Source organism: Luteolibacter flavescens (assembly GCF_025950085.1).
GTDB lineage: Bacteria > Verrucomicrobiota > Verrucomicrobiia > Verrucomicrobiales > Akkermansiaceae > Haloferula > Haloferula flavescens.
The window spans coordinates 1-23,661 of the sequence record NZ_JAPDDS010000024.1 but is presented as its reverse complement, the minus strand read 5'-3'; the positions used below and the strand labels follow the sequence as shown (position 1 = coordinate 23,661).

Sequence of the window (23,661 nt, the reverse complement as noted above, 5' to 3'; positions counted from 1 at the left end):
CAGGCGCAGCCGCCTTCTTCGCAACAGGCGCAGCCGCCTTCTTCGCAACAGGCGCAGCCACCTTCTTCGCAACAGGCAATTCTCCCCCATTGCTTAGCTCCCTCCCAACTCGCTCCGAATGCGATGCAGCCTTGGCGATCAATTTCAATTTCCTCCTGAATGCGAGGACGCCCTTCCCAAACTCCGAGAGTGTCCAATACTCCTTCTCATCTGTCGGCGCATGAACTCTGTTAGAAGGCTCGAAAAGCTCCAGAGCGACGAAATCCGCGATCATCATTCTCGTCGTATTCGAAGCGACCGGCCAATTATCCCTAACATTCCGAGCATCATCAAAATTGTACATAAGCGCCCAATATTTTGACATCCCCTCCGAACTCTTCTCGATAATCAATTCCGGAGCCGTAATATCAAAAACATGAGCCATACTAACATCCTCTGGCGAAACCTCGAATGCACTACCACCCTTGAAGAATATCGAAAATTGAATTCTATTCCCCTCCAGAACCCTCATCACCTCGGAGTACTCTCTATCCTGCTCCGTTTGCGAATTGACCTTCGCCTGCTCAAGACTTATACGTAGATCGGAATTCTCTTTACTCAAACGGGTAAGCTCCGCCGCAAGCTCACCAGAGACGTCCGGAGACGCGCGAACCCATCCAACCTGAGGATTAGCAGTAAACTGCTTCATAAGGGCAATTGAGACCTTTCCGTGCAAGTCCTCCGAGTTCTTCCAGAAATTGACCATTTTGGACTTCACCTTATCCTTAAACCTCCCGAGGGATGCAATTGCGATCGGATCAGATTCCATCTTGGCCGCTGGCCACGACGCCTGACTGTCGATTACGAAACCAAGAGTTGGCTTACCCATCTTTTTGGCGTAGTCATATTCCTTTTCGGTATAACTTTTGCCAGCAACCATTGATCCGTATCGATGAGCAACAATCACAACATAGTAATCAACTTCACAAATCGTTCTCGCTATTATATTCCACTGCTCTTCGTCACCAGCACTAAACATCTCCATGCCAACCGGAATATGCCCCATCTCCAAGATGGCTTTGGTCACCTGATCTCGCTCACCCTTGAGATCCTCAAATGTTGAACTAACAAATATTTGATATTTTGTTTTCATAAGCATTCCATTCACGAGCGCACGCCTACGCGTTGGATTATCAAAATTCTGTTAGCCTGCAAGGTCCGCGTTTTCAATTCACCGACTGAAAGCTCCGGGTCGTACGGTCAAGTGGAACCTTTTCGACGTCCGATTCCTATTCCGCTTAACCGCCCACCCCTCCGCTTTCTGGAGAATCGAGGCTTCTTCTTCGAGGAAGAAGAGGCTCGTCTTCTCCCTCATGAGATCAAGCCTTGCTCATAACTCGGGCCTCATTGGTCCCGGAGCATCTTGATCCGGCGATTTTCGTGCAGCCGCTGACCAGTCCTTTCAATTGCTCCGCCGCACGATCTTCTCCAAGTATTGGACCGACACGCCCTCGAGAGCGAGGGAGACGTCATTGTGGCCGAAGCCTTTGAGCTCGTTGTGCCAGAGGATGTCGCCGGAGCCGGCGTCGAGGCAGAAGAGGTGGCCGCTGCAGCCGGCGAAGACGCGGCCGTCGCGGAGGATCACCGAGACGTCCTCGCCGCGGGTGGAGGAGAGGATGCCGCCGGTGCGCAGCTCGGTGGCCCAGAGCATTTCCCCGGTGGCGGAGTCGAGGGCCGCGATATTGCCATTGGTGCCGATGTAGAGGTGATTCATGTGCGGACCATCCAAACCGATGCTACCATGGGAGCGGAAGTGGAAATTCCCCTGCGGGATTCCACGTGGGGAATCCTGTTGCAAGGCCTAGCAGGTCCGGCCATCTTGGCGCTGCGGCATTTTTCCGATGAATTTATTCCAGCGTCTCACGTCCAACTTCGTGTTGGGACCAGCCGACTCCGGTCGGGCGGCTTCCGGGATGCCGGAAGAGCCCGCCGAGGAGGCGGAGGACGTGACCCTCGTGGAGCGCGCGCAGGCGGGCGACATGAAGGCCTACGACCTGCTGGTCACCCGACACCGGGGACGAATTTACGCCATGATCCGCAATATGGTCAAAAACGAGACAGATGCCTGGGACCTCTCCCAAGAGGTCTTCATCAAGGCATGGCAGGCGTTGCCGCGCTTCGAGGCGAAGGCGCGCTTCACCACCTGGCTCTACCGCATCGCCCACAATGCGGTGTATGACTTCACCCGCCGCCGCAGGCCGGAGGGCGGGGATGAGATCAATGACGAGCTTTTCACCCGCGACCGGATCGACCCGGCGGCGGTTGCTACCCCGGCGGAATCCCGCAGCCCGGACGAAGCGATGGCCGGGGACGAACTCCGCGCCAAGATCGAAGCCGCCCTCTCGAAGCTTTCTCCTGAGCATCGCGAGTGCGTGGTCCTGAAAGACGTGCAAGGCCTCGCGTATAAGGAAATCGCCGACGTCATGGAGTGCTCGCTGGGCACCGTGATGAGCCGACTCTACTATGCCCGCCAAAAACTCCAAACCCTCCTGAAGGATGAATACGACTCCCGATGAAGAACGGCTCGCCCTCTGGGTGGAGGACGAACTCGATGCCAACTCGCAGGCCGAGGTGGACGCATGGGCCGCCTCGCAGCCGGAGTGGCAGGAACGCCGCGCCATCGCGCGCGAGATGAAGTCCCTGCTGCAGGGAAGCCTCCCGGCTTCCGTGGAGCCACCCTACGCCGAGTTTTTCAATGCCCGCATCGCCCGCGAGATCGCACGGGAGGAAAGCAGTGGCCCGGAGATCGCTCCGATGGCACCTGTGGCCCCGACCGTGGCGGCACCGCTGAAGATGTGGCGCTGGTTCCTCCCGGCGACCGCCGTGGCGGGCATGGCGCTCTGCTTCTGGGCAGGCACCAGGATCACGCCGACCCCCGTCTCGGTGGCCGGACCGAGCTCCATCGTCCCCCTGCCCACCCCCATCGTTTACACGCCCGAGCGCGGGGTGACGGCGGACTATTTCGCCTCGGAGCCCGCCGACGCCATGGTCATCGTGCTGGATGGCGTGGCCGCGATCCCGGACAGCTTCGAGGTGCCCGACACCGCGGCCCTCGATAGCGGACCGGGTGCCTCCACCGCCGATATCGACTCGCCGAAGAAATGAACCGCCGCGCTTTGATAGGCCTGCTTTTCCTGGCAGGCAGCGGACTCGCCCCGGCCCAGACGGACCCGGGCAAGGAAGTCATCGGCACGCTCACCGTGACCGTCTATCACGCCACGAATGGCGACGCCGAGGCCTCCGGCCAGCGCGCCAAGGCTGCGAGCGAGGAGATCGTGAAACGCCTGACCGGCGAGCAGAAGCTGAAATTCGCCCACTACCGGGAGCTTGGCAGGGACAGCAAGCCGCTCTTCCGCAGCTACGAAAACTGGGCCCAGCCGCTGCCGCCCAGCGATGAGATCCTGCTCCGCTTCGAGGCGCAGAGCACGTTGACCAAGGAAAAACGCCGCCGTCTGGATATCGAGCTCTGGCTCAGCCGGAAGAAGATCCTCAAAACGGGAGCCGCCATGGAGATAGGCAAGCCGCTCCTGGTGCTCGGCCCGGAGTGGCGTGGTGGCCGCATGATCATCGCCGCAGAGCTACAGCCCGCGGAAGCGAAGGCGAAGTAAGCTGCCAAAAAGCGATCCCTTCGCGGCCTGGACCGGCCCCGGAGCTTGCGCCCCGGGGAACAACGGGGCATTAGTCATCGCATGAAGGTTCCGTTGATCTGCTGGCTCGCCGTCTGCCTGCCCCTTTCCGCAGGCACGCTGAAATTCGACCAGACGAAGAAGGAGGTCACGGTCGACAACGACCAGAAGACCGTCACCGTCGATTTCGAATTCAAGAACGAGAGCGACAGCGAGGCCCTGATCGAGAGATACGACGCGGGCTGCCCCTGTGCGACCGTGGGCGTGAAGGACTCGAAGATGAACTACAAGCCGGGCGAGACGGGCACCGTGCGCATCGTCTTCGACCTCGGCCTCGTCCCCGGCACCATGGACAAGGCCGTGGCCCTCTACATGAAGGGCGACGCCGCGAACAACCCGTCCGTCACCCTCACCAGCCACATCGTCGTCCCATCCCTCGTCGATGTGGAGCCGAAGTCACTGATGTGGGACATCGGCAGCAAGCCGGAGCCGAAGACGGTGACCGTGACCATGAATCACAGCGAGCCGATCAAGGTGCTCTCGATCACCGGTGCCGACACCCGGTTCAAGCAGGAGCTCAAGACGATCGAGGAAGGCAAGAAGTACGAAGTCACCATCACGCCCGCATCGACCAAGCAGGTCGGCATGGGCGTCGTCCATCTGGAGACCGACTGCAAGTATGACCGCCACCGCTCGCAGCGGATCTTCATGGTGGTGCGCCAGCCCGTGGCGAAGCAGGCGGCGACGACACCATGAAGGCGATCACGGAACTCGCCCTGGTGATCGGCTGCGCGTCGCTCGGCGCGCTGGCCACTTGGAAGATCGCGGGCCCGCCCTCGCGGGTCGTCGCCTGTGATCCCGCGACGCTATCCCCCGAGGAAATCTGCCTGGCCACGGTGCAAGCGGAGTGGCCGGAGGGTTCCTTCCTGTGGGTCGATGCCCGGCCTGCCGCAGATTGGAAGCGGAATGGCATCGCCGGCTCCATCCCCGTCACCCTCGGTGGCGATACCTCCTTCGACGAGCAGATCGAGGCCTCACTGGAGAAGCTCGGCACGGCGCAGCGAGTCCTCGTTTACTGCGGCAGCGCCGGATGCGGCACCAGCAAGGAAGTGGCAAAGCGCATTCGTGATCTCGGCTTCATTCCCGAGGTCCGCGCATTACACGGAGGCTGGGATGCGCTGACTCAGGCAGGCTTGGTCAAGGATTCCAGTCCGGCGAGTTGATATCGATCAGCTCGAGGTAGGGCTTTGCCGGGTCTTCCTTGTGATTCCACTGGATGGTGACCGTGGCGGGCACGCGGATGCCCCAGCGGATGGCATAGTCCGGCTTGTCCACCATTTCGCGAAGGCGGGATTGATTGGAGCAGTAGGCGCGCGCCGTCTCCCTGCCGAAGTTGCTGGAGAGCAGCTTGAGCGTGAATTTCCGGTCCGCATTCGGGATGCCCTTCTCATGGCAACCCACGACAGGCTCCAGGATCACGTGGAATCGCGTGGGATCATCCTTGTTCGGCTGGCGGGTGAAGGCGGCGAGCCTTCCGCCGACGAGATCGAGGAATGCGGGCAGGAAGACCTTCGGCGGCTGGTCGCCACGCTGGCGGACCAGCACGGCGAAGTCCGTATTCGGTCGGTCCTGCACGTAGAACGAGACTCGATAGGGATAGTCGGTGAAGCCCTCGATGGAATTCCGACGCGGCAAGTCGGAGAAGACCTGCGCCACTTCCGGCAAGTGGCCGCTGAGAAGCGTGCGATCCAGTTCCTTCAGGCCGATCTCCGGCTCCACCATGCCGACCCGGGAAGCGGCGTCCTTCGCCTTCAGGAACTTGTCCAGGACGTTGTTCGCCGCAACTGCCGGCGACGTCTCTTCTATCAACTGCTCAACGGCCTGTGTGGGAGTCTGCCGTACTTCGGACTCCTGCGGATCGAACGGCTCCAGCGGCGGTGCCACCGGCATCGGCCGGGGCTTTTCCGGCGAAGAAACAACCTGCTTGGGAGCAGGGTTTTCCCGGTCCCGGTTGAGCGCCTTCGGATACAGGAAATAGATCAGCGAGTAGATGGTCACCCCGGCCGCCGCGATGAATGCGGCAGGCAGGAGCGAGTGAATCATGCGGCTCCCGGCCGAGCCGCGGGAGTTATTCAGGGGCAACTCGCCATCCCGTGGTTTCAGCAGGTCGTCCGACGTGGTGTGCCGGGGCTCTATCGGCTCGGCATGTTCCCGGCCGGGTAGTTGCCTCGGCTCGCGGCGAACCTTCGGTCCTTCCGGAGCGGGCGGCGGAGGCTCCACCGGCAGCAGCCCGGGGTGAATCCCGGGCTCGGACTCCATGGGGGCGGTGATCGGCTCACGGCACTTCGGGCATGGTCCCGTCACCCCTGCCAATCTTGCCGGCACGTTCAGACGCACCTGGCAGTGTGGGCATTGGAATATAATCGTCTCGGGGGAAACCATTCAGGGCGGTGGATAGCCGACGAAAAGACGCTACCGGATGCTCCCGGTAGCGTCAACGATCCGCTGACTTCCTGCCGGGCGGCTCAATGATTCAGAGGGCTCTCGCCGGAAGCGTCGCCGAGGTGGGCGGACTTCTCGGGGAGGAACTTTTTGAAGCGCGATTTGTCGATCGCCTTCATGTAGGCTTCCTCCGGGGAAATCATGTTTGCCTGGAGCTTCTGCCAGATGGACTCGTCCATGAACTGCATCCCCTCGCCCTTGCCGCCGGTGATGACGTCGTAGAGCTTCTGGGTGGCACCTTCACGGATGATCGCGGAGACGGCAGGCGTGGCGAACATGATCTCGTGCACGGCCACGCGGCCCGGTTTGTCCGAGCGCTTGCAGAGGAGCTGGGCGAGCACGCCGCGCAGCGAGGCCGCGAGCATGGTGCGCACCTGCGACTGCTGGTCGGCCGGGAAGACGTCGATGATACGGTCAACGGTCTTGCGCGCGTTGTTCGTGTGCAGGGTGCCGAAGACGAGCAGGCCCGTCTCGGCGGCGGTCAGCGCCAGCGAGATGGTCTCGAGGTCGCGCATCTCACCCACCAGCACGATGTCCGCATCCTCACGGAGCGCGGCACGCAGGCCGTCGGAGAAAGATGGCGTCTGTATCGGCACCTCGCGTTGCGTGATGATCGACTTCTTGTTCCGGTGCACGAACTCGATGGGCTCCTCCACCGTGATGATGTGGCGGTTGTAGTTCGTGTTGATGTAGTCGAGCAGCGCCGCGAGCGTGGTGGACTTGCCGGAGCCGGTCGGGCCGGTGACGAGCACCAGGCCGGAACGGATGTGGCCGAATTGCTTGACCACCTCTGGCACCCCCAGCGACTCCAGCGACATGATCTCGGTCGGGATGAGCCGGAAGACCGCACCGAGGCCGTTGTTTTGCTTCAGGTAGTTGCAGCGGAAGCGCGAGTCCTCGTCCATCGCGTAGGCGAAGTCGAGGTCCCCGGTTTCCATGTACTTCGCGAACGCCTTCGGATCGCAGATTTCCTCAAGCATTTCCCGGATCATGGGCCCGTCCATGACAGGCCAATCGGGAATCGGGGTCACCGACCCGTGGACACGGGTTTTCGGCGGTTGGCCTTCGGCCAGGTGAAGATCGGAACCCCGGTTAGCGACGAGGTATTGGAAAAGGGCATCGATGCGAGCCATGGGATTTTACCGGTGGAAATCAGGATTGGAAGAAGTTGCGCATCTGGATCTTGTCCTCGCTGCGGAAGAGCGCTTCTTCCTGCGTGATCAAACCCTTGATGTAGAGTTTGCGGAGGGACTCATCCATCGTGATCATGCCGACATTCTTACCGGTCTGCATGATGCCCGGGAGCATGAAGGTCTTGCCGTCACGGATGGTCGCGGACACGGCGGGCGTATTGACCAGGAGCTCCAGCGCCATCACACGGCCATTGCCGTCGGCACGCGGGACGAGTTGCTGGGAAAGGACACCGCGCAGCGACTCGGACACCATGATGCGGATCTGCTCGCGCTGATCGACGGGGAACACGTCGAGCACGCGGTCCAGGGTACGAGGGGCATTTCCGGTGTGGAGCGTGCCGAGCACCAAGTGACCCGTCTCCGCCGCGGTGAGTGCGAGCGAGATGGTCTCAAGGTCGCGCATTTCACCGACCATGATGACGTCCGGGTCTTCCCGGAGAGCGCCGCGGAGGGCCTTCGCGAAGGACTCGGTGTGGGTGTGGACTTCACGCTGGTTCACGTGGCAGCCCTTGGACTCGAAGACGTATTCGATCGGGTCTTCCAGCGTCAGGATGTGGTCCTCGCGGTCCTTGTTGATGAAGTCGATGAGCGCCGCGAGCGTGGTGGATTTGCCGGAGCCGACCGCGCCGGTCACGAGGATCAGGCCGTTGTGATAGCGGGTCAGCGGGGTAAGGTGCTCCACGGGGAGATTGATCTCCTCCATGGTCTTGAGCTGCGTGTTGATGATCCGGAAGACCATGTCGTAGCCCAGACGCTGCTTCACCACTGATGCGCGGAAGCGGCCTTCTGGATTCGAGTAGGCGAAATCGACGTCACCGCGTTCCTGGAGACGCGCCCATTCCTTTTCCCCGAGAAAGGATCGCGCGAGTCGCTCCGTATCCTCCGCAGAAAGCGGCTCATGATCATGCCAGATGGGCAGAAGCTGACCAAAGCGACGCCAAGCCGGCGGGAAGGCTGTAGCAAGGTGAACGTCGGAACACTGGTATTCCCGGCCGAGCCGGAGGTATTCATCGACGTGGTCTAAGACACGGTGTTCGGACATGCGGGCTTGGGTTAGAGCGGGAAGATCCCGGTATGGGAAGGGGGAAATTTGACTGCGATTCAGCGCGGACGCACGTTGTCATTACCGGGTATGACAAAGCGCTTGCGGAGTTCATTCGAGGCCCATGCCTGCAGGGCGGGACGGGCCAAAGTGAAGACTCCACCGAGGGCGAGACTCCACAGGCTGCGGCGCACGACCTGCTCCGGCTGAGGCTTCGCCTTCCGCCCCCGGAAGAGGAAACTCGCCACCAATCCGGCCCCGAGCGAGCCGCCGAACCAAGCCAGCGGCTTGGTCGTCACGGACTCCTTCATGCGGGCAGGAACGTCCAGCCGACGACGTAGCACGGCGATGTCGCGAGCCACTGCCCCACGTGAGGCGGCGATGCGGGAGATCAGGACTTGTCTTTCAGATTGAGAAGCCATTGGCGGTCCTTGAGTAGTTCTTCCTTCGAGAGTGAAAACAGTGGCGCAGACGGCTTTCGCAGCAGCGCCACGATCACGCCGGCTATCGCCAGATGAAGCACGGCGGCACCGATCGCGGCGAAGTGCCACGGGAAATCCCCTGCGGCAGCAACCCAGCCGATGAGGCCGGCGATCCCGGTGAACCACGCCGTCATCGCGCAGCCAGCGATGATCGCCGCCATAGCCCCGCGCTTCGCCGCCTGCTGCCCGGCCTCGCGTGACTCCAAGGCAAGAAGCTCCATGCGCGCGGAGATGAATTCCACCGCGGACTCGCGAAGGGACGAGGCCTGCGTGGCCTCGGGATCGGGAACATCGCTCATGATATCAAAGGGCCGCGGCCACGCCTGCCATCAGGCGCGATCCGCGGCATTGGAAAATGACACCGGGTGGATGATCAGCGGCGGGCGATCAGGCCGATCAGGAAACCGACACCGAGGGCACCGAGCACGCAGCGGGTCGGGTGCTGGCGGATGTAGTCCTCGGTGGTGATGTGGAATTCCTTCGCCTTCACGCGGGTCTCGCGCCACTGGTCGTCGGCAGCGGAGCGGAATTCGCGGGCCTTGTCGGAGGCAACGGTTTTCAGCGTCTCGGCCTTCTCGGTCGCGGCCGCCTTGAAGGCATGGGCCTTCTCGCTGGCGACTTCGCGGAAATGCTGGACGGTTTCCACGGCCTTGTCCTTCACCGCCTTGGCTTGGTCGGAGGCTTGATGGGCTAATTCAGAAGCCTGATGGGCGAAATCCTTGGCCTTCTCGCCCGCGGCGGCGCGCAGGTCGTTGGCAGCTTGGCCGACGGATGGTCCAGTGGTGAAACCCGCTTCAGGATCGAGTGAACCGGCGTTGGCAAATGTATCGGACATGGCAGGGATGGATTGGAGTTGGATGGAAATTTGAGACGCTTTGCGCTTGGAAAAACGCTGCCACCGATACCACCACCGCGCAAGGAAGGATCTATCGGAAAATACCTCCTGTCATCTCGCCTCCACCCCCTTGACATCCAGCGCCCGCGGCGGTGTCAGCAGGCGTTTTTCCTGACTCTCCGGAGGCGAGGTGAACATCACGTTGTCCCACTTCGGCTCCTTGATCGGACCGGTCCCGCGGAATTGGAAAAGCCCGTAGAATGGCTTCAGCGGCAGCGTGATCACCCCGAGCAGCCCCCGGGCATTCATCCGGATGGTCATGTCGAGGGTGGAGCGGTTCAGGTCTGCCACCGCATCGCCGGTGAAAACGAGCGAGGACGTGGTGGTGAGGAAGTCCTCCGTGCTCAGCACGCCTTCCTTCACGCTGAAGGTGCAGAAGGCGTCCTTGGCTTCTTGGAAGCCGGCCTTCTTGTTCGCCAGAACCGCGGAAAGCACTGGTGACAGCGGCCCGAAGATCGGCACCGAGAACAGCTCGCCTTCCTCCAGCGCCACCAGTCCCTCGCCGCTGAGTCCGGCGGTGGCGACACCCTCGTGCTCGAACTCGATCCGGCCGGTGACAAAGCCCTTGGCCTTCTTGTCGAATCCGCAGACCACCGAGATTTCCGGCAGGCTGAGGCGCGTCCAGTCCAGCTCGCCCTTCACCTTCGAGTGCTTCTCACCCGGCTTGATGTCGAATTCACCGCGCACCGGACCATTGAAGACATCGAAGGTGAGATCCCGGATCTCGGTGGAGTGAGGCTTCACCTGCACCTTCGTTTTCAGGCCGGACAGCAGCAGGTCCTTGCCCACGAATTCATAGCTCACCTTGCCCGCCGTGCTGCCATTCACGCGGAAGTCCGTCTTGCCCGCACCCCGCTCGAAAAGCCCGATCACCCCTCCCCCGGTCAGCCGTGGAGTCGTGTGAAAGCGATACTCCTCGAGGTGATCCGCTACGGTCGGCAGGAAGCATCGCAGGACGGGAGCCGGCCAGAAATCGCCCTCGATGCCCTCCAACGTTAGGGTGCCCGGCTCGCTGTCCCAGCGCACGCGATCCACCTTTGCCCGGCCGGTCCGGGGGCCGCCATGCTCCTTGCGCATCGCGTAATTCGTATAGTCGAACTCCACCTTCCCGTCCGTGAAATCGAGGAAGTCGTGATTGAGTTCCATCTGCACCTCGGCCTCGCGGAAGGGCGTGCCCTTGTAGGCCATGTGAGTGGCGCGGGCCTCGCCATGTGCTTCCCAGTCATGATGGTCGTGCGGATTGATCCGCCCCGATACCCGGGCATAGACCTTCGTATCGTCGCGGTCGCTGAAGTCCTTGAGCACCTGCCCGAGCGGGTGCTTGTCGAAGAAACCGCTCCAGACGCCTTTCCTCAGGTCGGTCGAGACGTCGTAGCGGATGAGATCCGGCTTCGCCAGCAGGCGACCGCGCAGGGTGCCGTCGGGCCGCGTCACCACCAGATTGTCGAGGAAGACATTCTCGCCGTTCCAAGCTACGTCCGTCTCTACCCGGGATGCCTTGTGCCCTTGGAAATGCAGATCCTCGGCCATCAGGTGACCGGCCAGATGGATGGAGGGCTTGCCATTTTCCGGCCACTTGAAGTCCCCGCGTACCGAGAGTTCCGGCCGCGCCTGAAAGCTGACCTGATCCAGCCATCCCGGCGCGTCGAATTCTTTCAAAAGCACTGGCAGCTCGAGATTCGAGTTGGCTTCGAAACGCCCCGAGCGGTCTGCCATGTCATACTCCATCCGGCCCGTTAGCGAGCCGCCGTCGTCGTCTAGCTGCAGCGACTCCAGGACCAGCAGGCGCCCGCGCATCTCGCCCTTCGCGTCGATCTTCCTCAGAGAAACCCCGCCATGCTCCAGCGAGCCACTTTTCACATGCACGTCAGCTCGCACCGTGCGCGGGTCGTCGAGGTCTCCCTCCACGCGCAGTTGCACCACCGGCGGGTCTTCCGAATCGAAGTTCCATGGCTCCAGCAATTCGATTACCCGCGTGATCTGCTGGCGGCGATAGGCCCGCGCCTGATCGTTGTCGAAATCCGTCTCCGCCGGGCGCTGTCGGTAGCCTAGAATCAGCGCCTCCAGCTCGATGCGGATCCCGCCGACCTCCCCTGTCGCGTCGATCACCTCGAAGCGACGACCGCCCGGCATCAGCAATCGCCCGCTGGCATTCGTCACCTCCAGCACCTTCGACTCGGGATCCAGCGGATCAGCGGGCAGAGAAAGGGATCCCCCTTTCAAGTCCAGGCGCTCCACCCGGACGTCGCCGCGCGCCAGCTTCGTGCGGTCCACGTCCACCATCACCTCGCGCACCCGCGCCAGCACCCGCTGCCGCGTCTCGTCACCATAGATGGTCACCTCGTCCGCCTCCACGCCCTGCATGGGCCAGTATCTCAGGCCCGCGATGTCCGCGTGCAGGCCCTGCTTTGCCAGCGCCTTCTCGATCTCGCTCCGCCAGGAATCCGGCAGCCCCGTCTGGTTCGCCCACCACAGCACCCCGCCCGCCGAGAGGACTCCCGCGAAGATCAGCAACGCCAGGAGCGTGCGGACCTTGTGGATGATGCGGATGTGCCTCACGCGCACAGGATAGATGGGAACCTGAAAGTGCCAAGTCACAAGGAAAGCGCTTTCCACCGCCCGCTCCGCTTTCATTGGCACTTGGCACTTCCCTCCGCCCTCCTAGACTCCACTCCGTGCGGTTCATCGTCCTTGGAAGCGGCAGCGGTGGGAATGCGGCGGTCGTCGAGGCCGGCGGCATGCGCCTGCTTGTCGATGCCGGACTCTCGGCCAAGCAACTGACTGATCGGATGAAAGCCAGCGGCATCGAGCCCGCCAGCATCAATGCCGTGCTGCTGACCCATGAGCATGGCGACCACGTGCGCGGCCTGCGGGTGCTGATGAAGCAGATGGCCGCGCCAGTGTACGCCACCCCATCGACCTCCATGGTGGTGCGCGGCAGCGGCGTCGATACCGCCTCGTGGAAGATCTTCGAATCCGGCGGGAGCTTCCACTTCAATGGACTGTCGGTCCATTCCTTCGCCGTGCCGCACGATGCGGTCGAGCCGGTCGGCTTCGTTTTCCGCCATGAAGAGAAATCCTTCGGCCTGTTGAGCGATACCGGCCACGTGACCAAGCTCATCTCCGAACGCCTGCGCGGCGTCGGCGCGCTTTTCGTGGAGGCAAACTACGATGACGCGCTGCTGGAGGCGGACACGAAACGCCCGTGGTCCACGAAGCAGCGGATCTCCTCACGTCACGGCCACCTTTCCAATGCCCAGACCGCCGCGCTGGTGGCGGAACTTGCCACGACCGGCCTGCGCCGCGTGGTGCTCGGCCACTTGAGCCGGGACTGCAATTGCCCGCTGACCGCGGCCAAGGCGGTGCGGGGCAGCCTGGCGGAAGTAGAGATCGTCTGCGCGGAGCAGGACAAGCCCTGCGGCTGGTGGGAGTGACCAGTGCCGCGTGGATTCGCGCGGGAGATTTTCCAGTCACACTTTGGGCGCTGGAGACATTGTTGATGAAACGACGTCATCAATCCGTATTTTCCGCCCGTGAAATTGACAGCCCTACTGACCATGCTTCCGCTCGCACTGATCGCGGCGGAGAAGCCGAACATCGTCCTGATCTACGCCGACGATCTCGGCTACGGTGATATCTCCTGCAATGGCGCGAAGGCGGTGCAAACCCCGAACATCGACCGGCTTGCCAAGGAGGGCATCAATTTCACCGCGGGCTACTCGACCTCCGCGACCTGCACGCCCTCCCGATTTTCGCTCCTCACCGGCAAGTATGCCTGGCGCAAGCAAGGCACCGGGATCTTGCCGGGAGACGCCGCCCTGATCATCGACCCGGCTCAGCCCACGCTGCCCGGCACGCTGGGAAAAGCAGGCTACCGCACCGGGGTGGTGGGCAAGTGGCACCTCGGCCTGGGCGGCAAGGAAGGAGTGAACTGGAACGAACCGATCAAGCTCTCCCCGAATGCCGTGGGCTTCGACTTCTCCCACATCATGGCCGCCACCGGCGATCGCGTGCCCTGCGTGTATGTGGAGGATGGGAAGGTGGTGAATCTCGATCCCGCCGATCCCATCGAGGTTTCCTACAAGACCCCCTTCCCCGGTCTGCCGACCGGTGTGAGTCATCGCGCTGAATTGAAAATGGACTGGAGCCACGGCCACAATATGGCGGTGGTGAATGGCATCGGCCGCATCGGCTACATGAAGGGCGGAGCCAAGGCACTGTGGAAGGACGAGGACATGGCCGACCACTTCTCGGTGCAGGCGGTGCGCTTCATCCGCGAGTCAAAGGAGCAGCCGTTCTTCCTCTTCTTCGCGCTGCATGATCCGCATGTCCCGCGGGTCCCCCACCCGCGCTTCGTCGGCAAGACGACCATGGGCCCGCGAGGCGATGTGATCGTGCAGACGGACTGGCAGGTCGGCGAAGTCCTCAAGGCGCTGGACGACCTGAAACTCACGGAGAACACGCTGGTCATCCTGTCCAGCGACAACGGCCCAGTCATCGACGACGGCTACAAGGACGACGCAGCGGAAAAGCTGGGCGACCACAAGCCTGCCGGTCCATTCCGCGGAGGGAAATACAGCCTCTACGAGGGCGGCACGCGCGTCCCGACGCTTGCCCGCTGGCCTGCGCGGATCAAGCCCGGCACGACCAGCGACGCGGCGGTCAGCCAGATCGATTTCGCGAAGACCTTCGCGACCATCGCAGGTGCCGATGCCAGCTTCCCCGACAGCCGCGATGCATCGGCCGCCTTGCTTGGGGGATCGGAAAAGGGACGCGAGGAAATCATCATCCACGCCGGACGTCTCGCCATCCGTTCCGGCGACTGGAAATTCATCCCGCCCGGCCAAGGAGCGAAGCGGAGTAAATCCACCAACACCGAACTCGGTAACGAACCCGTGGGCCAACTCTTCGACCTGTCCAAGGATCCCGGCGAGAAAACCAACGTCGCGAAGGACCTTCCCGCGAAGGTTTCCGAGATGAAAGAGAGGTTGGGGGCGGTGAGGTGAAATTTCGTTCTACGCAATCGAAGAATCGAGTGGCTTACTTCATCTCAGCGGACACTTTTAAGCCCATGAGCTTATCCGAGATCGTGGAGGAAGCCTTGAAGCTCCCCGAAGATCAACGGGCACAACTCGCTGCCAGATTGCTCGGATCTCTTCCTCCCGCGCTCTCCGAGCCCGACGAGGGATCAGCCGAAGCAAAGCGGCGCATCGACGAAATGAAACGCGACCCTTCTTCCCGCCGGACTTGGGAAGAGATCAAGCACGAGCTCAATAGGTAGACCGCTTGTCATATCGGGGCAAAGGTGCCAAGGATGAGCAATGGCAAGCTCACGACAAAAACGCGAACAGCTCGCCGCCAAAAAATCCCGCAAGCGCCTGAAGCGCCGGCAGGCGGAACTCACCGAACAGGAACTGAGAATCAAGGGTGAAGCCGCCGCACGCAGACTGATTGCGGTCGATTCGTCAAAGATCCGTTCAAGAAGCGTGATGCCGTCCCGGGACGTGCCCCTCTTCGCCGGGAAATACTATCTCGACTACTCCTTCACCTGCATCGACTGCAGAAGCAAACAAGTCTGGACGGGATTACAGCAAAAATGGTGGCACGAGGACTTCGGCGCGGATTGGGAACGCATCGCGGTGAGATGTCGTGACTGCCGGAGGAAGGAACGATCCCGCCGCGATGAAGCACGCAAGACACATTAGGAAGGCCTGCTGCGGAAGCGCGAGAACGGTCGGGCATGAGCCCCTGCGCTACCCCCCTGCCGCGATGGTCACGATCTCCACGTTCGCGCCTTCCTTCACCTCCGTGGTCGCGTAGTCGGCGGGAAAGACGGGCTCGCGGTCGAGCTCCACGACGACAGGCTTGCCCGCAAGACCGAGGGCTTCGAGCAGCGAGGTGACGGTGAAGGCGGCCGCGTCGAATGCGCGGGAGCTGCCATTGATGACGAGATTCATGCGGGCTCGGTGGGTGCGGTGTGCGAGGTGACGAAATCGATGACCAAGCTGACGATCTCCAAAAACACAAAAGCGCCCACCACTGCGGGATACTGCCAGCCCAGGTAGTCATTGTGCAGGAAGTTCCAGAACCAGTTCTGACCCGCATAAAGGGCGACCGAGATCACCATTATTCCCAGCATCATCAGCGACCACGCGCTCATCAGAGCCCGGGAGCGGCCCGTGCGCGCAAACCCGGACAGCACCGCCGCCAGCAGGAAGGCCGCGATATTCGTCCAAGCAAAGAGCCGCAGGTCCGCGAGCAGCGCCTGATAGGAGAGATCGAGCCGCGTTTTCACTTCGCTCACCTTTCCCTTCAGTGCGTCCAGTGCCTTGCGAGCGAGAGGCTGTTGGACCTCCGGGAAATCGAATTCCCTCGCACGATTGATCCCACCTGCCGCGAGCCGCCTTAGCCAATCCTCGGCGGATGCCTCGTAGGAATGGAGCTCCGCCTCCAGACGCTGCCGGACACCGCCGCGGATCAGCTTTCCGATGACCGGGCGGTCCAGGGTTTCGCGGAGCTTTTCCGCGACGGGATCCGAATAGCCGCGGGATTTCTCCACGGCCACGTCCTTGGCCTTCGCGGTGATGATGCTGTTGGCCGAGTAGGTGGAGACGAGCAACGCGATGGACAGCGCCGCGCCGATGAGGTGAAGGGCGATGAGGACCTTCCGGAACATCGCTCAGTGCGCCAGGATGGCCGAGTCCCAGTCTTTCCAGACGGGATCGAGTTGCTTGCCGCGGAGCATCGCCGCGACTTCCACGGCGCTGCGCGTGTCGTCGATCTTGAATTGCTCGGTGGCCTTCTCGCAGCCGGTGGTCTTTTCCAGCTCCACACGGCGTCCACGCACCGTGAGGTGGAGATCATCGCTGCCGGCACCCGTGTAGCCGCCGGGCTCGGTCCGGGCACCCGCAGACATGTGGGTCACGCCGAGCGGAGCGACGGCATCGCGGAATGAGGCAGTCTCCCGCGTGGAGAGCACGATGCCGACCTGCGGGAAGCAGACGCGGAATGCAGCGACAAGCTGGACCAGCGCGCGATCCGACAGGTAGAGATCCGCATCCGGCTGATACTGGTAGTTCCCCGCGTAGGGCTTCATCCGCGGGAAGGCGATGGTGAACTGAGCCTTCCAGCAGTGCTTGTAGAGATACTCCAGGTGCGCGGCGAGCGACAGCGCCTCGTGCCGCCAATCGGCAAGGCCGAACAACGCGCCGATCCCGATACGCCGGAAGCCGCCCGCATAGGCGCGCTCCGGGCAATCCAGCCGCCAGTCGAAATTCTTTTTCGGCCCCGCGGTGTGCAGGCGGACGTAGGTCTCGCGGTGGTAGGTCTCCTGATACACCACCAGCCCCTCGGCACCGTGCTGGACGATTTCCGCGTACTGGTCGTCCTCCATCGGGCCCACTTCGAGGGCGACGGTGGGAAACATGTCCTTGATCGCGTCGATGCACTCCTGGAGGTAGCCGTCGGAGACGAATTTCGGGTGCTCGCCGGCGACCAGCAGGATATTCCGGAAGCCGAGGTCGTGGAGATACTTCGCCTCGCGGACGACCTGCTCGATGGTCAGGGTCACGCGGAGGATGCCATTGTCCCGGGAAAAGCCGCAGTAGGAGCAGTTGTTCACGCACTCGTTCGACACGTAGAGCGGCGCGAAAAGCCGCATGGTGCGGCCGAAGTGGTGGCGCGTCAGCCGCTGGCTCTCGCGGGCCAGCGCCTCGAGATCACGATCGGACGCAGGCGCGATGAGCCGCTCGAAACGTCGGAGCAGCGGCGACTTGTTTTCCAGGGCGGAGGCGAAATGGGCAGAGAAACTCACGGACGGCGGCAGCATGCGACGTGGAAGCCCCGGCGTCAAAGCGGGATACCGCGGAGTCCGAAGCCACCCTCCGGAGCTTGCCAAGCTCCCCCGCGGCGGCTTTCCTCGCGCCCATCCTGCCCATGAGCGAGCGCATCGTCTGCAAACCCACCCCCTGGTTCCTGCTTCGCGCGGCGGCGATGCTGCTGATGTTTGGCATATTCTCGGTCCTCTTCTTCCGCGACGGCAAGTGGGGATACCGCGAGCAAAACCTCTCCTACCACATGTCGAAGGCCTTCGAGAAGGCCACGACGGAATTCAAGGCGAAGAAGGACAGCCTGACCCCGGAGGCCTGGCGGGCCTATGCGGAGAAGCAGGTCATCGACTTCATCCCGCTGACCAAGGACGAGTCGGAAAAGACGCCCGTGCCGGTTCCCGAGGGCACGCCCGTCCCCATGCCGTGGCCCGCCATCCTTCACGACTACGAAGCGGTAAATGCCTCGCTCGGCCAGGAGCAGGGCAAGCTTTTCAATGACTACCGCCAGCAGGCCGACATCAAGAAAGCCCCTCCCGAGAAGGACTTCCCTGAGCGGAAGGTGCAAGAGCAGTGGGTGGTCTTCTGGATCTGCCTCGTGCTGACGGCCGGGGCCGCCGCCGTGCTTCTGCGCACGCTGGGCCGCAAGATGGTCATCGACGACGAGGGCTTCTACCCCGCATCCGGCGGCAAGTTCGCCTTCGCCGATCTCGCCCGCCTCGACCTGCGCAAGTGGGACACGAAAGGCCTCGCCTTTGCCTGGGCGAAAACCCCCTCCGGCGGCGAGAAGAAGCTCCGCATCGACGGCCTGACCTACGGTGGATTCAAGAAGGAAGACGACGAGCCCGCCGAGCGGCTGATGCGCCGTTTGAAAGAAAAGTTTTCCGGAGAACTGATCGAGTACGTGACCGAGGTGGAAGAGCCCGCAAAGCCAGCCACACCGGGCGCTTGAGCGTCCCGCGACGCGACGTTTTTCGGGGTTGCCAAGGTCCGGCAGGATCGGTAAGCCCTCCCGCACAGCTTCAACTACCAAGCACATCCAAATGTCTGAAAAGAGCATCGAAGACCGAGTGAAGGACATCATCGTCGACCAGCTCGGCGTTAACGCCGATCAGGTGACCCTGGAGGCCAAGTTCATCGAAGACCTCGGTGCCGACTCCCTTGATACGGTCGAACTGGTGATGGCCTTCGAAGAAGAGTTCGAAATCGAAGTGCCGGACGAAGAAGCCGAAAAGCTCCAGTCCGTGGGCGATGTGGTGACCTACATCAAGGCCCAGAGCTAATCCGAGCTCTCGCGCTTTACCCCGAAAGGGCGGACTCCCTGGTGAGTCTGCCTTTTTTTTGCACTTCGCCGGATATCGCGGACGCTGCCGCCGCCCGATGCACTCGCCCGACAACATCCAATACGCTCTGGAAACGACCCGCGTCCTGCTGGAGCCGGATCGTCGGATCGATACCTTCGGCGACACCCGCTTCGAGTTCCTGCTCCTCAGCGAGCTGATGGACCGGACCGGTGAGGTGCGCCTGCGCACGGGCGAGGTGGAGGCGATGCGCCCGCGAATCCTCCGGCCCGAGTCGATGGCGGAGATCGAGCTCGAGGGCTTTGGCGACAAGGCCCGCGAGCGTATGGACGCCCTGATCGAAAAGCTGAAGGCCGAGGGCAAGGACCTCGCCTTCCTCCGCTACGGCTTCCGCTTCCGCAGCGGCAAGGTGAACGAGGAAATCGTCCACGACACCATGGACGCCGTCCGCGATCGCGTGCTGGAAGACGCCCGCCGCATCGGAAACCCAGCCCAGGCCATCATCGAGGGCGTGGATGACGCCTGGGAGGTGTCCATTTTCAAGTTCGCCTTCGAGATGATCCGGCAATCCCTGCCGATCAATCGTTTCGATCTCCACAGGCGCGGCCTGATTTGATAGAACCCGCCAAGGATGCGTCTCTGGACTTTGATCAAACTGGTGGCTGGCGTGGTGGTCCTTGGGGTCACCGTTTTCACCGGCTTGCTGGTGTGGCATGTCCAGAACGAGCCTATCGACGGGATTTTCACCAAGCTGGTGCCGGTTCAGTTCGACCCGAAGCCGATGGTCTCGCTGCCTGTGGCGAATGCGGATCTGCCGGAGATCGACCCCGGCGCGAAGATCTTCGAAAAAGCCGCGGAGCTGATCGCCATCGACAAGCTCCCCGAAGCCCGCGAGCGCCTGAGGACGGTGGTCAATACCTACCCGCGCTCGAAGGCGGCCCCGGAGGCCCGCCGCATCGTCGGCGAAATGAATCTCGATGACCTGCTCTCCGCCGCCCACATGGAGGACAAGGCCATCCACATCGTGCGTCCCGGCGAGTCCTACACGGGCATCGCGATGAAGCACAATACGTCCCTCGACTGCATCGTCTACCTGAACGGGCTGATGGACCTCAAGGGACTCCATCCCGGGGAGGAACTCGTGGTCATGCCGCTGGACCTGCGCGTGCTCGTCGAGCCGGGCCGCAAGTCGCTCTCCCTGTGGAAGGGCGGCCAGTTCATCAAGGAGTATCCCCTGCTCTCCGCCGACGTCGGCTCGCACAAGTCGGCGCAGGTCACGAAAATCACCTCGAAGGCCGGGATCGCCGGGGATCGCCGCGTGTCGCCCGACATGAGGGACTATCGCGAGTCAGAGAAGGTCTTTTCCCTCGATAAGACCCCGCTGCAGATCCGCTCCTTCCACCGTGAGGACAAGGACGACGACGATGATGATGACGACCGCCGCCCCGCCGGGCCGGGCTTCATTCTCTCCGTCGAGGATGCGGAAGAGCTTGCCTTGCTCCTCCGCCCCGGGAATGAGGTGGAAATCCGCGTCACCGGACCGTAGTCTCCCCCCGTCCGCCACCCGCCCCTTTCAATTTTCCCGACGAATGCAACTGCTGGAATTCGAAAAGCCCATCGCCGAGCTTGAACGCGAGGTGGAGAAACTCCGCGCCAAGGCGGCATCACAGAATATCGACATGTCGGCCGATATCGCCAGCATGGAGGCCAAGCTGGCTGAAACCCGCCGGTCGATTTACGAAAACCTGACTCCCTGGCAGCGCGTGCAGATCGCCCGTCATACCCAACGGCCATTCATGCTCGACTACATCGCCCACGCCTTCACCGACTTCTGCGAGCTGCACGGTGACCGGCACATCGGCGATGATCATTCGATGCCCGGCGGCTTCGCCCGCATTGGCGGTCGCCGCGTGGTCGTGCTCGGCCACCAGAAGGGCCGGAACACCAAGGAAAATCTCCATCGCAACTTCGGCAGCGCCCACCCGGAAGGCTATCGCAAGGCGATGCGCCTGATGAAGCTCGCCGAGAAATTCGGCCTGCCGGTCATCGCCCTCATCGATACCCCCGGAGCCTACCCGGGCATCGGTGCGGAGGAGCGGAACATCGCCGAAGCGATCGCCTACAATCTCCGCGAGATGATGCTGCTGAAGGTGCCGGTCATCGCCATCGTCCTCGGTGAAGGCGGCTCCGGCGGAGCGCTCGGCATCGGCGTGGCCGATCGCGTCCTCATGATGGAAAACGCCTACTACTCGGTGATCAGTCCCGAGGGTTGTGCCGCCATCCTCTGGAAGCACCGCAAGCACGCTCCCGATGCTGCCGAGGCGATGAAGCTGGCCGCTCCTGACCTGCTGAAGCTCGGCCTGATCGACGGCGTCATCACCGAACCCCACGGCGGAGCCCATCACGACCACGCCGGCACCGCTGCCGCCCTGCAGTCCGCCATTCTTGCTAACCTGCACGACCTGGCGAAGCTCAGCACCGAGCAACTCCTGGATGCCCGCTACGCCAAGTTCCGCGCCTTCGGCGAGTGGGAAGGCAAGTGATCATGGCCGCGGCAACTTGCCGCGAGCCTTTCAAATGGAGATGATGGCCGATGGCAGGTTGCCACGGCCATTGAGGAGAGACCGGCGGCTGGAAGCCGCGGCCACCGTGGTCAGATCCCCGCCGCCCACAGGCAGGCGTGGATCTTGAAGTCGAGCAGGTAGCCCTCTTCTTCCTTCGCCTTCAGCCAGGTCCGCAGCTCGGCGCGCGGCACGAGGTGCACCTTGATGTCCTCATGCTCGGTGCCACCGCCGTCGCCTTCCTTCACCAGATCGGTGGCGTAGAAGAGGTGGCTGAGCTCGGACGTCATCCCCGCGGAAGTCGGCGATGCCAGCAGCGGCTCGATCTTGCCCGCGCGATACCCGGTCTCTTCCAGCAGCTCCCTGCCTGCGGTCGCGGAGAGTTCTTCACCGCGGAAATCGTCCTCGTCGCCCACCAATCCGGCGGGAATTTCGATTACCTTCCGCTGCACCGGGATGCGGAATTGCTCGATCAGCACGATCTCGTCGTCGGGCGTAACGGCCAGAATTCCAACCGCCGCGTCGGCATTCGGCCGTTTCGTGAAGTCCCAGTGGCCAATGCGATAAACTCCAAGCCAACGGGTTTCAAACAAGGTTTCCGGTTCGATCATGGGATAAGAATGGTTGGCTTGTCGCCGTAACGAGGGCACCTTTCACCCGTCACGAACGATGTCGCGCCACGATTTCCAAATCCCCGTCACCTTCAAGCACCGCGTGTGCTTCACGCGCGATGCCTTCGCGCCGGGCAATGCATTGTTAGGCGAAATCCTCACCGAAGGCGGAGGCCGTCGCGTGCTGGTCACCATCGAGGAAAGCGTCGCGCAGGCGTGGCCGGAGCTGACCCGCCGCATCGAGACCTACTTCGCCGACCTCGGCTTCGACTGGCGCGGCCTGCACGTCCTACCCGGTGGCGAGGCCGTGAAGGCGGACGATGCGCTGGTGCGCCGCGTCTGGGGCCTGATCGACCGCGAACACATCGACCGTCACTCCTACGTCATCGTCATCGGTGGCGGTGCCTTTCTGGATGCCGTTGGCTACGCCGTGGCCACCGCCCATCGTGGCGTGCGGCTGGTGCGCTTCCCCACCACCACCCTCTCGCAGGACGACAGCGGCGTGGGCGTGAAGTGCGCGATCAACGGCTTCGGCAAGAAGAACTGGATCGGTGCCTTCGCCGTGCCCTTCGCGGTGATCAATGATTTCACCTTCCTCGTCAGCCAAGATGAGGAAACCTGCCGCGCCGGCCTGATCGAGGCGGTGAAGGTGGCGCTGGTGAAAGACGGCAGCCTTTTCGAGTGGATCGAGAAGCACGTCGATGACCTCGCCGCCCTGGTGCCTGCCGCGCTCGAGGAGTGCGTAGAGAAGTCCGCGCTGCTCCACGCCACTCACATCGCCCAAGGCGGCGATCCTTTCGAGACCGGCAGCAGCCGACCGCTCGACTTCGGCCACTGGGCCGCGCACAAGCTGGAGCAGCTCTCCGGCTTCTCCGTGAGCCATGCCCACGCCGTGGCGATCGGCCTCGCGCTGGACACCCTCTACTCCGGACGTTGCGGCCTGCTGCGCGAATGCGTGGCCGAGCGGGTGATCGAGGTGATCTCCAGCCTGAAGCTCCCGCTGTGGCACGAGGCGCTGGACCTGCGCGACGCGAATGGACGCCGTCTGGTGCATCAGGGTCTTGAGGAATTCCGCGAGCACTTGGGCGGCGAGCTTACCGTGCTGCTGCTCCGCGATGCGGGCGTCGGCCAGGATGTCCACGCACTGGACGAAGGACTCGTCGATGCCTGCGTCGACTCGCTGCGCGAGTATCAGTCGAAGCCGGTCCGCACCTTGCGCGTGCGGCCTTGAGGCGTGGGGCGCGGGTGGTGCGGCCATCGCTCACCCTTTCGGGGCAATGGCCGGGCGCGGCTTTCCGGCTAACCTGCCCTTGTGACCCGACGCCACATCCTCGGCATATTCTTCGCCGCGCCGCTGGGGCTGCTCGTCGCCGATGACGAGCGTCCCGTTGTGGACGACTCGCAGGCGAAAAAGGAAGCTCCCTCATCGGGCCTGCCCACGCTCTGGATCGCCGGGGACTCCACGGTGAAGAACCAAGGGACCATGCGCGGCTGGGGGCAGGAGATCTGTAAAGGCCGGAGACATGGGTTACACTTGTTCGGGGACATGGGTTACACTTTTGGGCACTTCAGCTGCCAGCGGT

29 protein-coding genes are annotated in these 23,661 nt (G+C 62.6%); 16 read left to right on the top strand and 13 right to left on the bottom strand.

What is annotated here, in order from left to right; translation table 11 throughout:
* Both OKA04_RS24065 and OKA04_RS24060 read right to left on the bottom strand, forming a co-directional pair.
* A partial coding sequence (locus OKA04_RS24065) for a DUF4062 domain-containing protein (RefSeq protein ID WP_264503787.1) occupies positions 1-1,132 on the bottom strand: 1,132 nt, incomplete at its 3' end.
* Positions 1,133-1,441: 309 nt separating this feature from the next.
* Complete coding sequence (locus OKA04_RS24060) at positions 1,442-1,753, bottom strand: outer membrane protein assembly factor BamB family protein (protein ID WP_264503786.1); 312 nt, start codon at positions 1,751-1,753, stop codon at positions 1,442-1,444.
* Between the two features lie 127 nt (positions 1,754-1,880).
* On the opposite strand from OKA04_RS24060, the gene OKA04_RS24055 reads away from it, so the two are divergent.
* The 5 genes from OKA04_RS24055 (at position 1,881) to OKA04_RS24035 (ending at position 4,888) form a co-directional block, all read left to right on the top strand.
* Positions 1,881-2,555, top strand: coding sequence for an RNA polymerase sigma factor (locus tag OKA04_RS24055; RefSeq protein ID WP_264503785.1), 675 nt, complete (start codon positions 1,881-1,883; stop codon positions 2,553-2,555).
* Positions 2,536-3,144: an anti-sigma factor family protein gene (locus tag OKA04_RS24050; RefSeq protein ID WP_264503784.1), complete on the top strand. Its 609-nt coding sequence runs from the start codon at positions 2,536-2,538 to the stop codon at positions 3,142-3,144. The genes OKA04_RS24055 and OKA04_RS24050 overlap by 20 nt, the downstream gene beginning before the upstream one ends.
* Entirely contained in the window at positions 3,141-3,647 is a 507-nt protein-coding gene (locus OKA04_RS24045; RefSeq protein WP_264503783.1) for a hypothetical protein, read from the top strand. Before OKA04_RS24050 ends, OKA04_RS24045 begins: the two co-directional genes overlap by 4 nt.
* 81 nt (positions 3,648-3,728) lie before the next feature.
* On the top strand, positions 3,729-4,421 hold the full coding sequence (locus OKA04_RS24040; protein WP_264503782.1) for a DUF1573 domain-containing protein: 693 nt from the start codon (positions 3,729-3,731) through the stop codon (positions 4,419-4,421).
* Complete coding sequence (locus tag OKA04_RS24035; protein WP_264503781.1) at positions 4,418-4,888, top strand: rhodanese-like domain-containing protein; 471 nt, start codon at positions 4,418-4,420, stop codon at positions 4,886-4,888. The genes OKA04_RS24040 and OKA04_RS24035 overlap by 4 nt, the downstream gene beginning before the upstream one ends.
* Here OKA04_RS24035 and OKA04_RS24030 read toward each other — a convergent pair.
* The 7 genes from OKA04_RS24030 to OKA04_RS24000 form a co-directional block, all read right to left on the bottom strand.
* Positions 4,863-5,984 (bottom strand): hypothetical protein, encoded by a 1,122-nt coding sequence (locus OKA04_RS24030; protein ID WP_264503780.1) that lies wholly within the window; start codon positions 5,982-5,984, stop codon positions 4,863-4,865. The genes OKA04_RS24035 and OKA04_RS24030 overlap by 26 nt on opposite strands.
* A 206-nt stretch (positions 5,985-6,190) precedes the next feature.
* Entirely contained in the window at positions 6,191-7,300 is a 1,110-nt protein-coding gene (locus OKA04_RS24025) for a type IV pilus twitching motility protein PilT (RefSeq protein WP_264503779.1), read from the bottom strand.
* Between the two features lie 19 nt (positions 7,301-7,319).
* Positions 7,320-8,402 carry a type IV pilus twitching motility protein PilT gene (locus OKA04_RS24020; RefSeq protein ID WP_264503778.1) on the bottom strand — a complete coding sequence of 361 codons (1,083 nt, stop codon included), beginning with the start codon at positions 8,400-8,402 and terminating at the stop codon, positions 7,320-7,322.
* A gap of 59 nt (positions 8,403-8,461) precedes the next feature.
* The gene (locus OKA04_RS24015; protein ID WP_264503777.1) at positions 8,462-8,764 is read right to left on the bottom strand and encodes a hypothetical protein; all 303 of its coding nucleotides are present in this window, start codon (positions 8,762-8,764) and stop codon (positions 8,462-8,464) included.
* Between the two features lie 29 nt (positions 8,765-8,793).
* The gene (locus tag OKA04_RS24010; RefSeq protein WP_264503776.1) at positions 8,794-9,183 is read right to left on the bottom strand and encodes a phage holin family protein; all 390 of its coding nucleotides are present in this window, start codon (positions 9,181-9,183) and stop codon (positions 8,794-8,796) included.
* A 74-nt stretch (positions 9,184-9,257) separates the two neighbouring features.
* Positions 9,258-9,719, bottom strand: coding sequence for an ElaB/YgaM/YqjD family protein (locus OKA04_RS24005; RefSeq protein WP_264503775.1), 462 nt, complete (start codon positions 9,717-9,719; stop codon positions 9,258-9,260).
* A gap of 111 nt (positions 9,720-9,830) precedes the next feature.
* Positions 9,831-12,338 (bottom strand): AsmA-like C-terminal region-containing protein, encoded by a 2,508-nt coding sequence (locus OKA04_RS24000; protein ID WP_264503774.1) that lies wholly within the window; start codon positions 12,336-12,338, stop codon positions 9,831-9,833.
* Positions 12,339-12,454: 116 nt separating this feature from the next.
* On the opposite strand from OKA04_RS24000, the gene OKA04_RS23995 reads away from it, so the two are divergent.
* From OKA04_RS23995 to OKA04_RS23985, 4 genes are all read left to right on the top strand, one after another.
* A complete protein-coding gene (locus OKA04_RS23995) occupies positions 12,455-13,213 on the top strand; it encodes an MBL fold metallo-hydrolase (RefSeq protein WP_264503773.1) in 759 nt (252 codons plus the stop codon).
* 99 nt (positions 13,214-13,312) lie between these two features.
* Positions 13,313-14,785, top strand: coding sequence for a sulfatase family protein (locus OKA04_RS23990; protein ID WP_264503772.1), 1,473 nt, complete (start codon positions 13,313-13,315; stop codon positions 14,783-14,785).
* 65 nt (positions 14,786-14,850) lie between these two features.
* On the top strand, positions 14,851-15,060 hold the full coding sequence (locus OKA04_RS24800) for an addiction module protein (RefSeq protein ID WP_425503711.1): 210 nt from the start codon (positions 14,851-14,853) through the stop codon (positions 15,058-15,060).
* Positions 15,061-15,100: 40 nt separating this feature from the next.
* A complete protein-coding gene (locus OKA04_RS23985; RefSeq protein WP_264503771.1) occupies positions 15,101-15,484 on the top strand; it encodes a zinc-ribbon domain containing protein in 384 nt (127 codons plus the stop codon).
* A 48-nt stretch (positions 15,485-15,532) separates the two neighbouring features.
* On the opposite strand, the gene thiS is transcribed toward OKA04_RS23985, so the two are convergent.
* From thiS to thiH, 3 genes are read right to left on the bottom strand one after another with little or no spacing between them, the layout of a single operon-like run.
* Complete coding sequence (thiS, locus tag OKA04_RS23980) at positions 15,533-15,736, bottom strand: sulfur carrier protein ThiS (protein WP_264503770.1); 204 nt, start codon at positions 15,734-15,736, stop codon at positions 15,533-15,535.
* On the bottom strand, positions 15,733-16,455 hold the full coding sequence (locus tag OKA04_RS23975; RefSeq protein ID WP_264503769.1) for a hypothetical protein: 723 nt from the start codon (positions 16,453-16,455) through the stop codon (positions 15,733-15,735). Before OKA04_RS23975 ends, thiS begins: the two co-directional genes overlap by 4 nt.
* Positions 16,456-16,458: 3 nt before the next feature.
* The gene (gene thiH, locus OKA04_RS23970; protein WP_264503768.1) at positions 16,459-17,592 is read right to left on the bottom strand and encodes a 2-iminoacetate synthase ThiH; all 1,134 of its coding nucleotides are present in this window, start codon (positions 17,590-17,592) and stop codon (positions 16,459-16,461) included.
* A gap of 77 nt (positions 17,593-17,669) precedes the next feature.
* Here thiH and OKA04_RS23965 point away from each other — a divergent pair, with 77 nt between their 5' ends.
* From OKA04_RS23965 to OKA04_RS23945, 5 genes are all read left to right on the top strand, one after another.
* On the top strand, positions 17,670-18,557 hold the full coding sequence (locus OKA04_RS23965; RefSeq protein ID WP_264503767.1) for a hypothetical protein: 888 nt from the start codon (positions 17,670-17,672) through the stop codon (positions 18,555-18,557).
* A gap of 91 nt (positions 18,558-18,648) precedes the next feature.
* On the top strand, positions 18,649-18,888 hold the full coding sequence (locus tag OKA04_RS23960; protein WP_264503766.1) for an acyl carrier protein: 240 nt from the start codon (positions 18,649-18,651) through the stop codon (positions 18,886-18,888).
* 97 nt (positions 18,889-18,985) lie between these two features.
* Positions 18,986-19,522: a hypothetical protein gene (locus OKA04_RS23955; protein WP_264503765.1), complete on the top strand. Its 537-nt coding sequence runs from the start codon at positions 18,986-18,988 to the stop codon at positions 19,520-19,522.
* Positions 19,523-19,537: 15 nt separating this feature from the next.
* Positions 19,538-20,452, top strand: coding sequence for a LysM peptidoglycan-binding domain-containing protein (locus OKA04_RS23950; RefSeq protein ID WP_264503764.1), 915 nt, complete (start codon positions 19,538-19,540; stop codon positions 20,450-20,452).
* A gap of 43 nt (positions 20,453-20,495) precedes the next feature.
* A complete protein-coding gene (locus OKA04_RS23945) occupies positions 20,496-21,449 on the top strand; it encodes an acetyl-CoA carboxylase carboxyltransferase subunit alpha (protein ID WP_264503763.1) in 954 nt (317 codons plus the stop codon).
* A gap of 110 nt (positions 21,450-21,559) precedes the next feature.
* On the opposite strand, the gene OKA04_RS23940 is transcribed toward OKA04_RS23945, so the two are convergent.
* A complete protein-coding gene (locus OKA04_RS23940; RefSeq protein ID WP_264503762.1) occupies positions 21,560-22,078 on the bottom strand; it encodes an NUDIX hydrolase in 519 nt (172 codons plus the stop codon).
* A 58-nt stretch (positions 22,079-22,136) separates the two neighbouring features.
* Between OKA04_RS23940 and OKA04_RS23935 the strand changes: the two genes are divergently transcribed.
* A complete protein-coding gene (locus OKA04_RS23935; protein ID WP_264503761.1) occupies positions 22,137-23,309 on the top strand; it encodes a 3-dehydroquinate synthase in 1,173 nt (390 codons plus the stop codon).
* An 81-nt stretch (positions 23,310-23,390) separates the two neighbouring features.
* The coding region (locus OKA04_RS23930; protein WP_264503760.1) for a hypothetical protein at positions 23,391-23,661 on the top strand (271 nt) is incomplete at its 3' end.

What these genes read in the sequence shown, in the direction of transcription:
- OKA04_RS24045 (WP_264503783.1), top strand. Translation starts at nt 3,141, where the DNA reads ATGAACCGCCGCGCTTTGATAGGCCTGCTTTTCCTGGCAGGCAGCGGA.
- OKA04_RS23950 (WP_264503764.1), top strand. Translation starts at nt 19,538, where the DNA reads ATGCGTCTCTGGACTTTGATCAAACTGGTGGCTGGCGTGGTGGTCCTT.
- OKA04_RS24060 (WP_264503786.1), bottom strand. Translation starts at nt 1,753, where the DNA reads ATGAATCACCTCTACATCGGCACCAATGGCAATATCGCGGCCCTCGAC.
- OKA04_RS23960 (WP_264503766.1), top strand. Translation starts at nt 18,649, where the DNA reads ATGTCTGAAAAGAGCATCGAAGACCGAGTGAAGGACATCATCGTCGAC.
- OKA04_RS23935 (WP_264503761.1), top strand. Translation starts at nt 22,137, where the DNA reads ATGTCGCGCCACGATTTCCAAATCCCCGTCACCTTCAAGCACCGCGTG.
- OKA04_RS24030 (WP_264503780.1), bottom strand. Translation starts at nt 5,984, where the DNA reads ATGGAGTCCGAGCCCGGGATTCACCCCGGGCTGCTGCCGGTGGAGCCT.
- OKA04_RS24010 (WP_264503776.1), bottom strand. Translation starts at nt 9,183, where the DNA reads ATGAGCGATGTTCCCGATCCCGAGGCCACGCAGGCCTCGTCCCTTCGC.
- OKA04_RS24055 (WP_264503785.1), top strand. Translation starts at nt 1,881, where the DNA reads ATGAATTTATTCCAGCGTCTCACGTCCAACTTCGTGTTGGGACCAGCC.
- OKA04_RS24035 (WP_264503781.1), top strand. Translation starts at nt 4,418, where the DNA reads ATGAAGGCGATCACGGAACTCGCCCTGGTGATCGGCTGCGCGTCGCTC.
- OKA04_RS24050 (WP_264503784.1), top strand. Translation starts at nt 2,536, where the DNA reads ATGAATACGACTCCCGATGAAGAACGGCTCGCCCTCTGGGTGGAGGAC.
- OKA04_RS23975 (WP_264503769.1), bottom strand. Translation starts at nt 16,455, where the DNA reads ATGTTCCGGAAGGTCCTCATCGCCCTTCACCTCATCGGCGCGGCGCTG.
- OKA04_RS23940 (WP_264503762.1), bottom strand. Translation starts at nt 22,078, where the DNA reads ATGATCGAACCGGAAACCTTGTTTGAAACCCGTTGGCTTGGAGTTTAT.
- OKA04_RS24020 (WP_264503778.1), bottom strand. Translation starts at nt 8,402, where the DNA reads ATGTCCGAACACCGTGTCTTAGACCACGTCGATGAATACCTCCGGCTC.
- OKA04_RS23955 (WP_264503765.1), top strand. Translation starts at nt 18,986, where the DNA reads ATGCACTCGCCCGACAACATCCAATACGCTCTGGAAACGACCCGCGTC.
- OKA04_RS24005 (WP_264503775.1), bottom strand. Translation starts at nt 9,719, where the DNA reads ATGTCCGATACATTTGCCAACGCCGGTTCACTCGATCCTGAAGCGGGT.
- OKA04_RS23945 (WP_264503763.1), top strand. Translation starts at nt 20,496, where the DNA reads ATGCAACTGCTGGAATTCGAAAAGCCCATCGCCGAGCTTGAACGCGAG.
- OKA04_RS24800 (WP_425503711.1), top strand. Translation starts at nt 14,851, where the DNA reads ATGAGCTTATCCGAGATCGTGGAGGAAGCCTTGAAGCTCCCCGAAGAT.
- thiS (WP_264503770.1), bottom strand. Translation starts at nt 15,736, where the DNA reads ATGAATCTCGTCATCAATGGCAGCTCCCGCGCATTCGACGCGGCCGCC.
- OKA04_RS24025 (WP_264503779.1), bottom strand. Translation starts at nt 7,300, where the DNA reads ATGGCTCGCATCGATGCCCTTTTCCAATACCTCGTCGCTAACCGGGGT.
- OKA04_RS23985 (WP_264503771.1), top strand. Translation starts at nt 15,101, where the DNA reads ATGGCAAGCTCACGACAAAAACGCGAACAGCTCGCCGCCAAAAAATCC.
- OKA04_RS24040 (WP_264503782.1), top strand. Translation starts at nt 3,729, where the DNA reads ATGAAGGTTCCGTTGATCTGCTGGCTCGCCGTCTGCCTGCCCCTTTCC.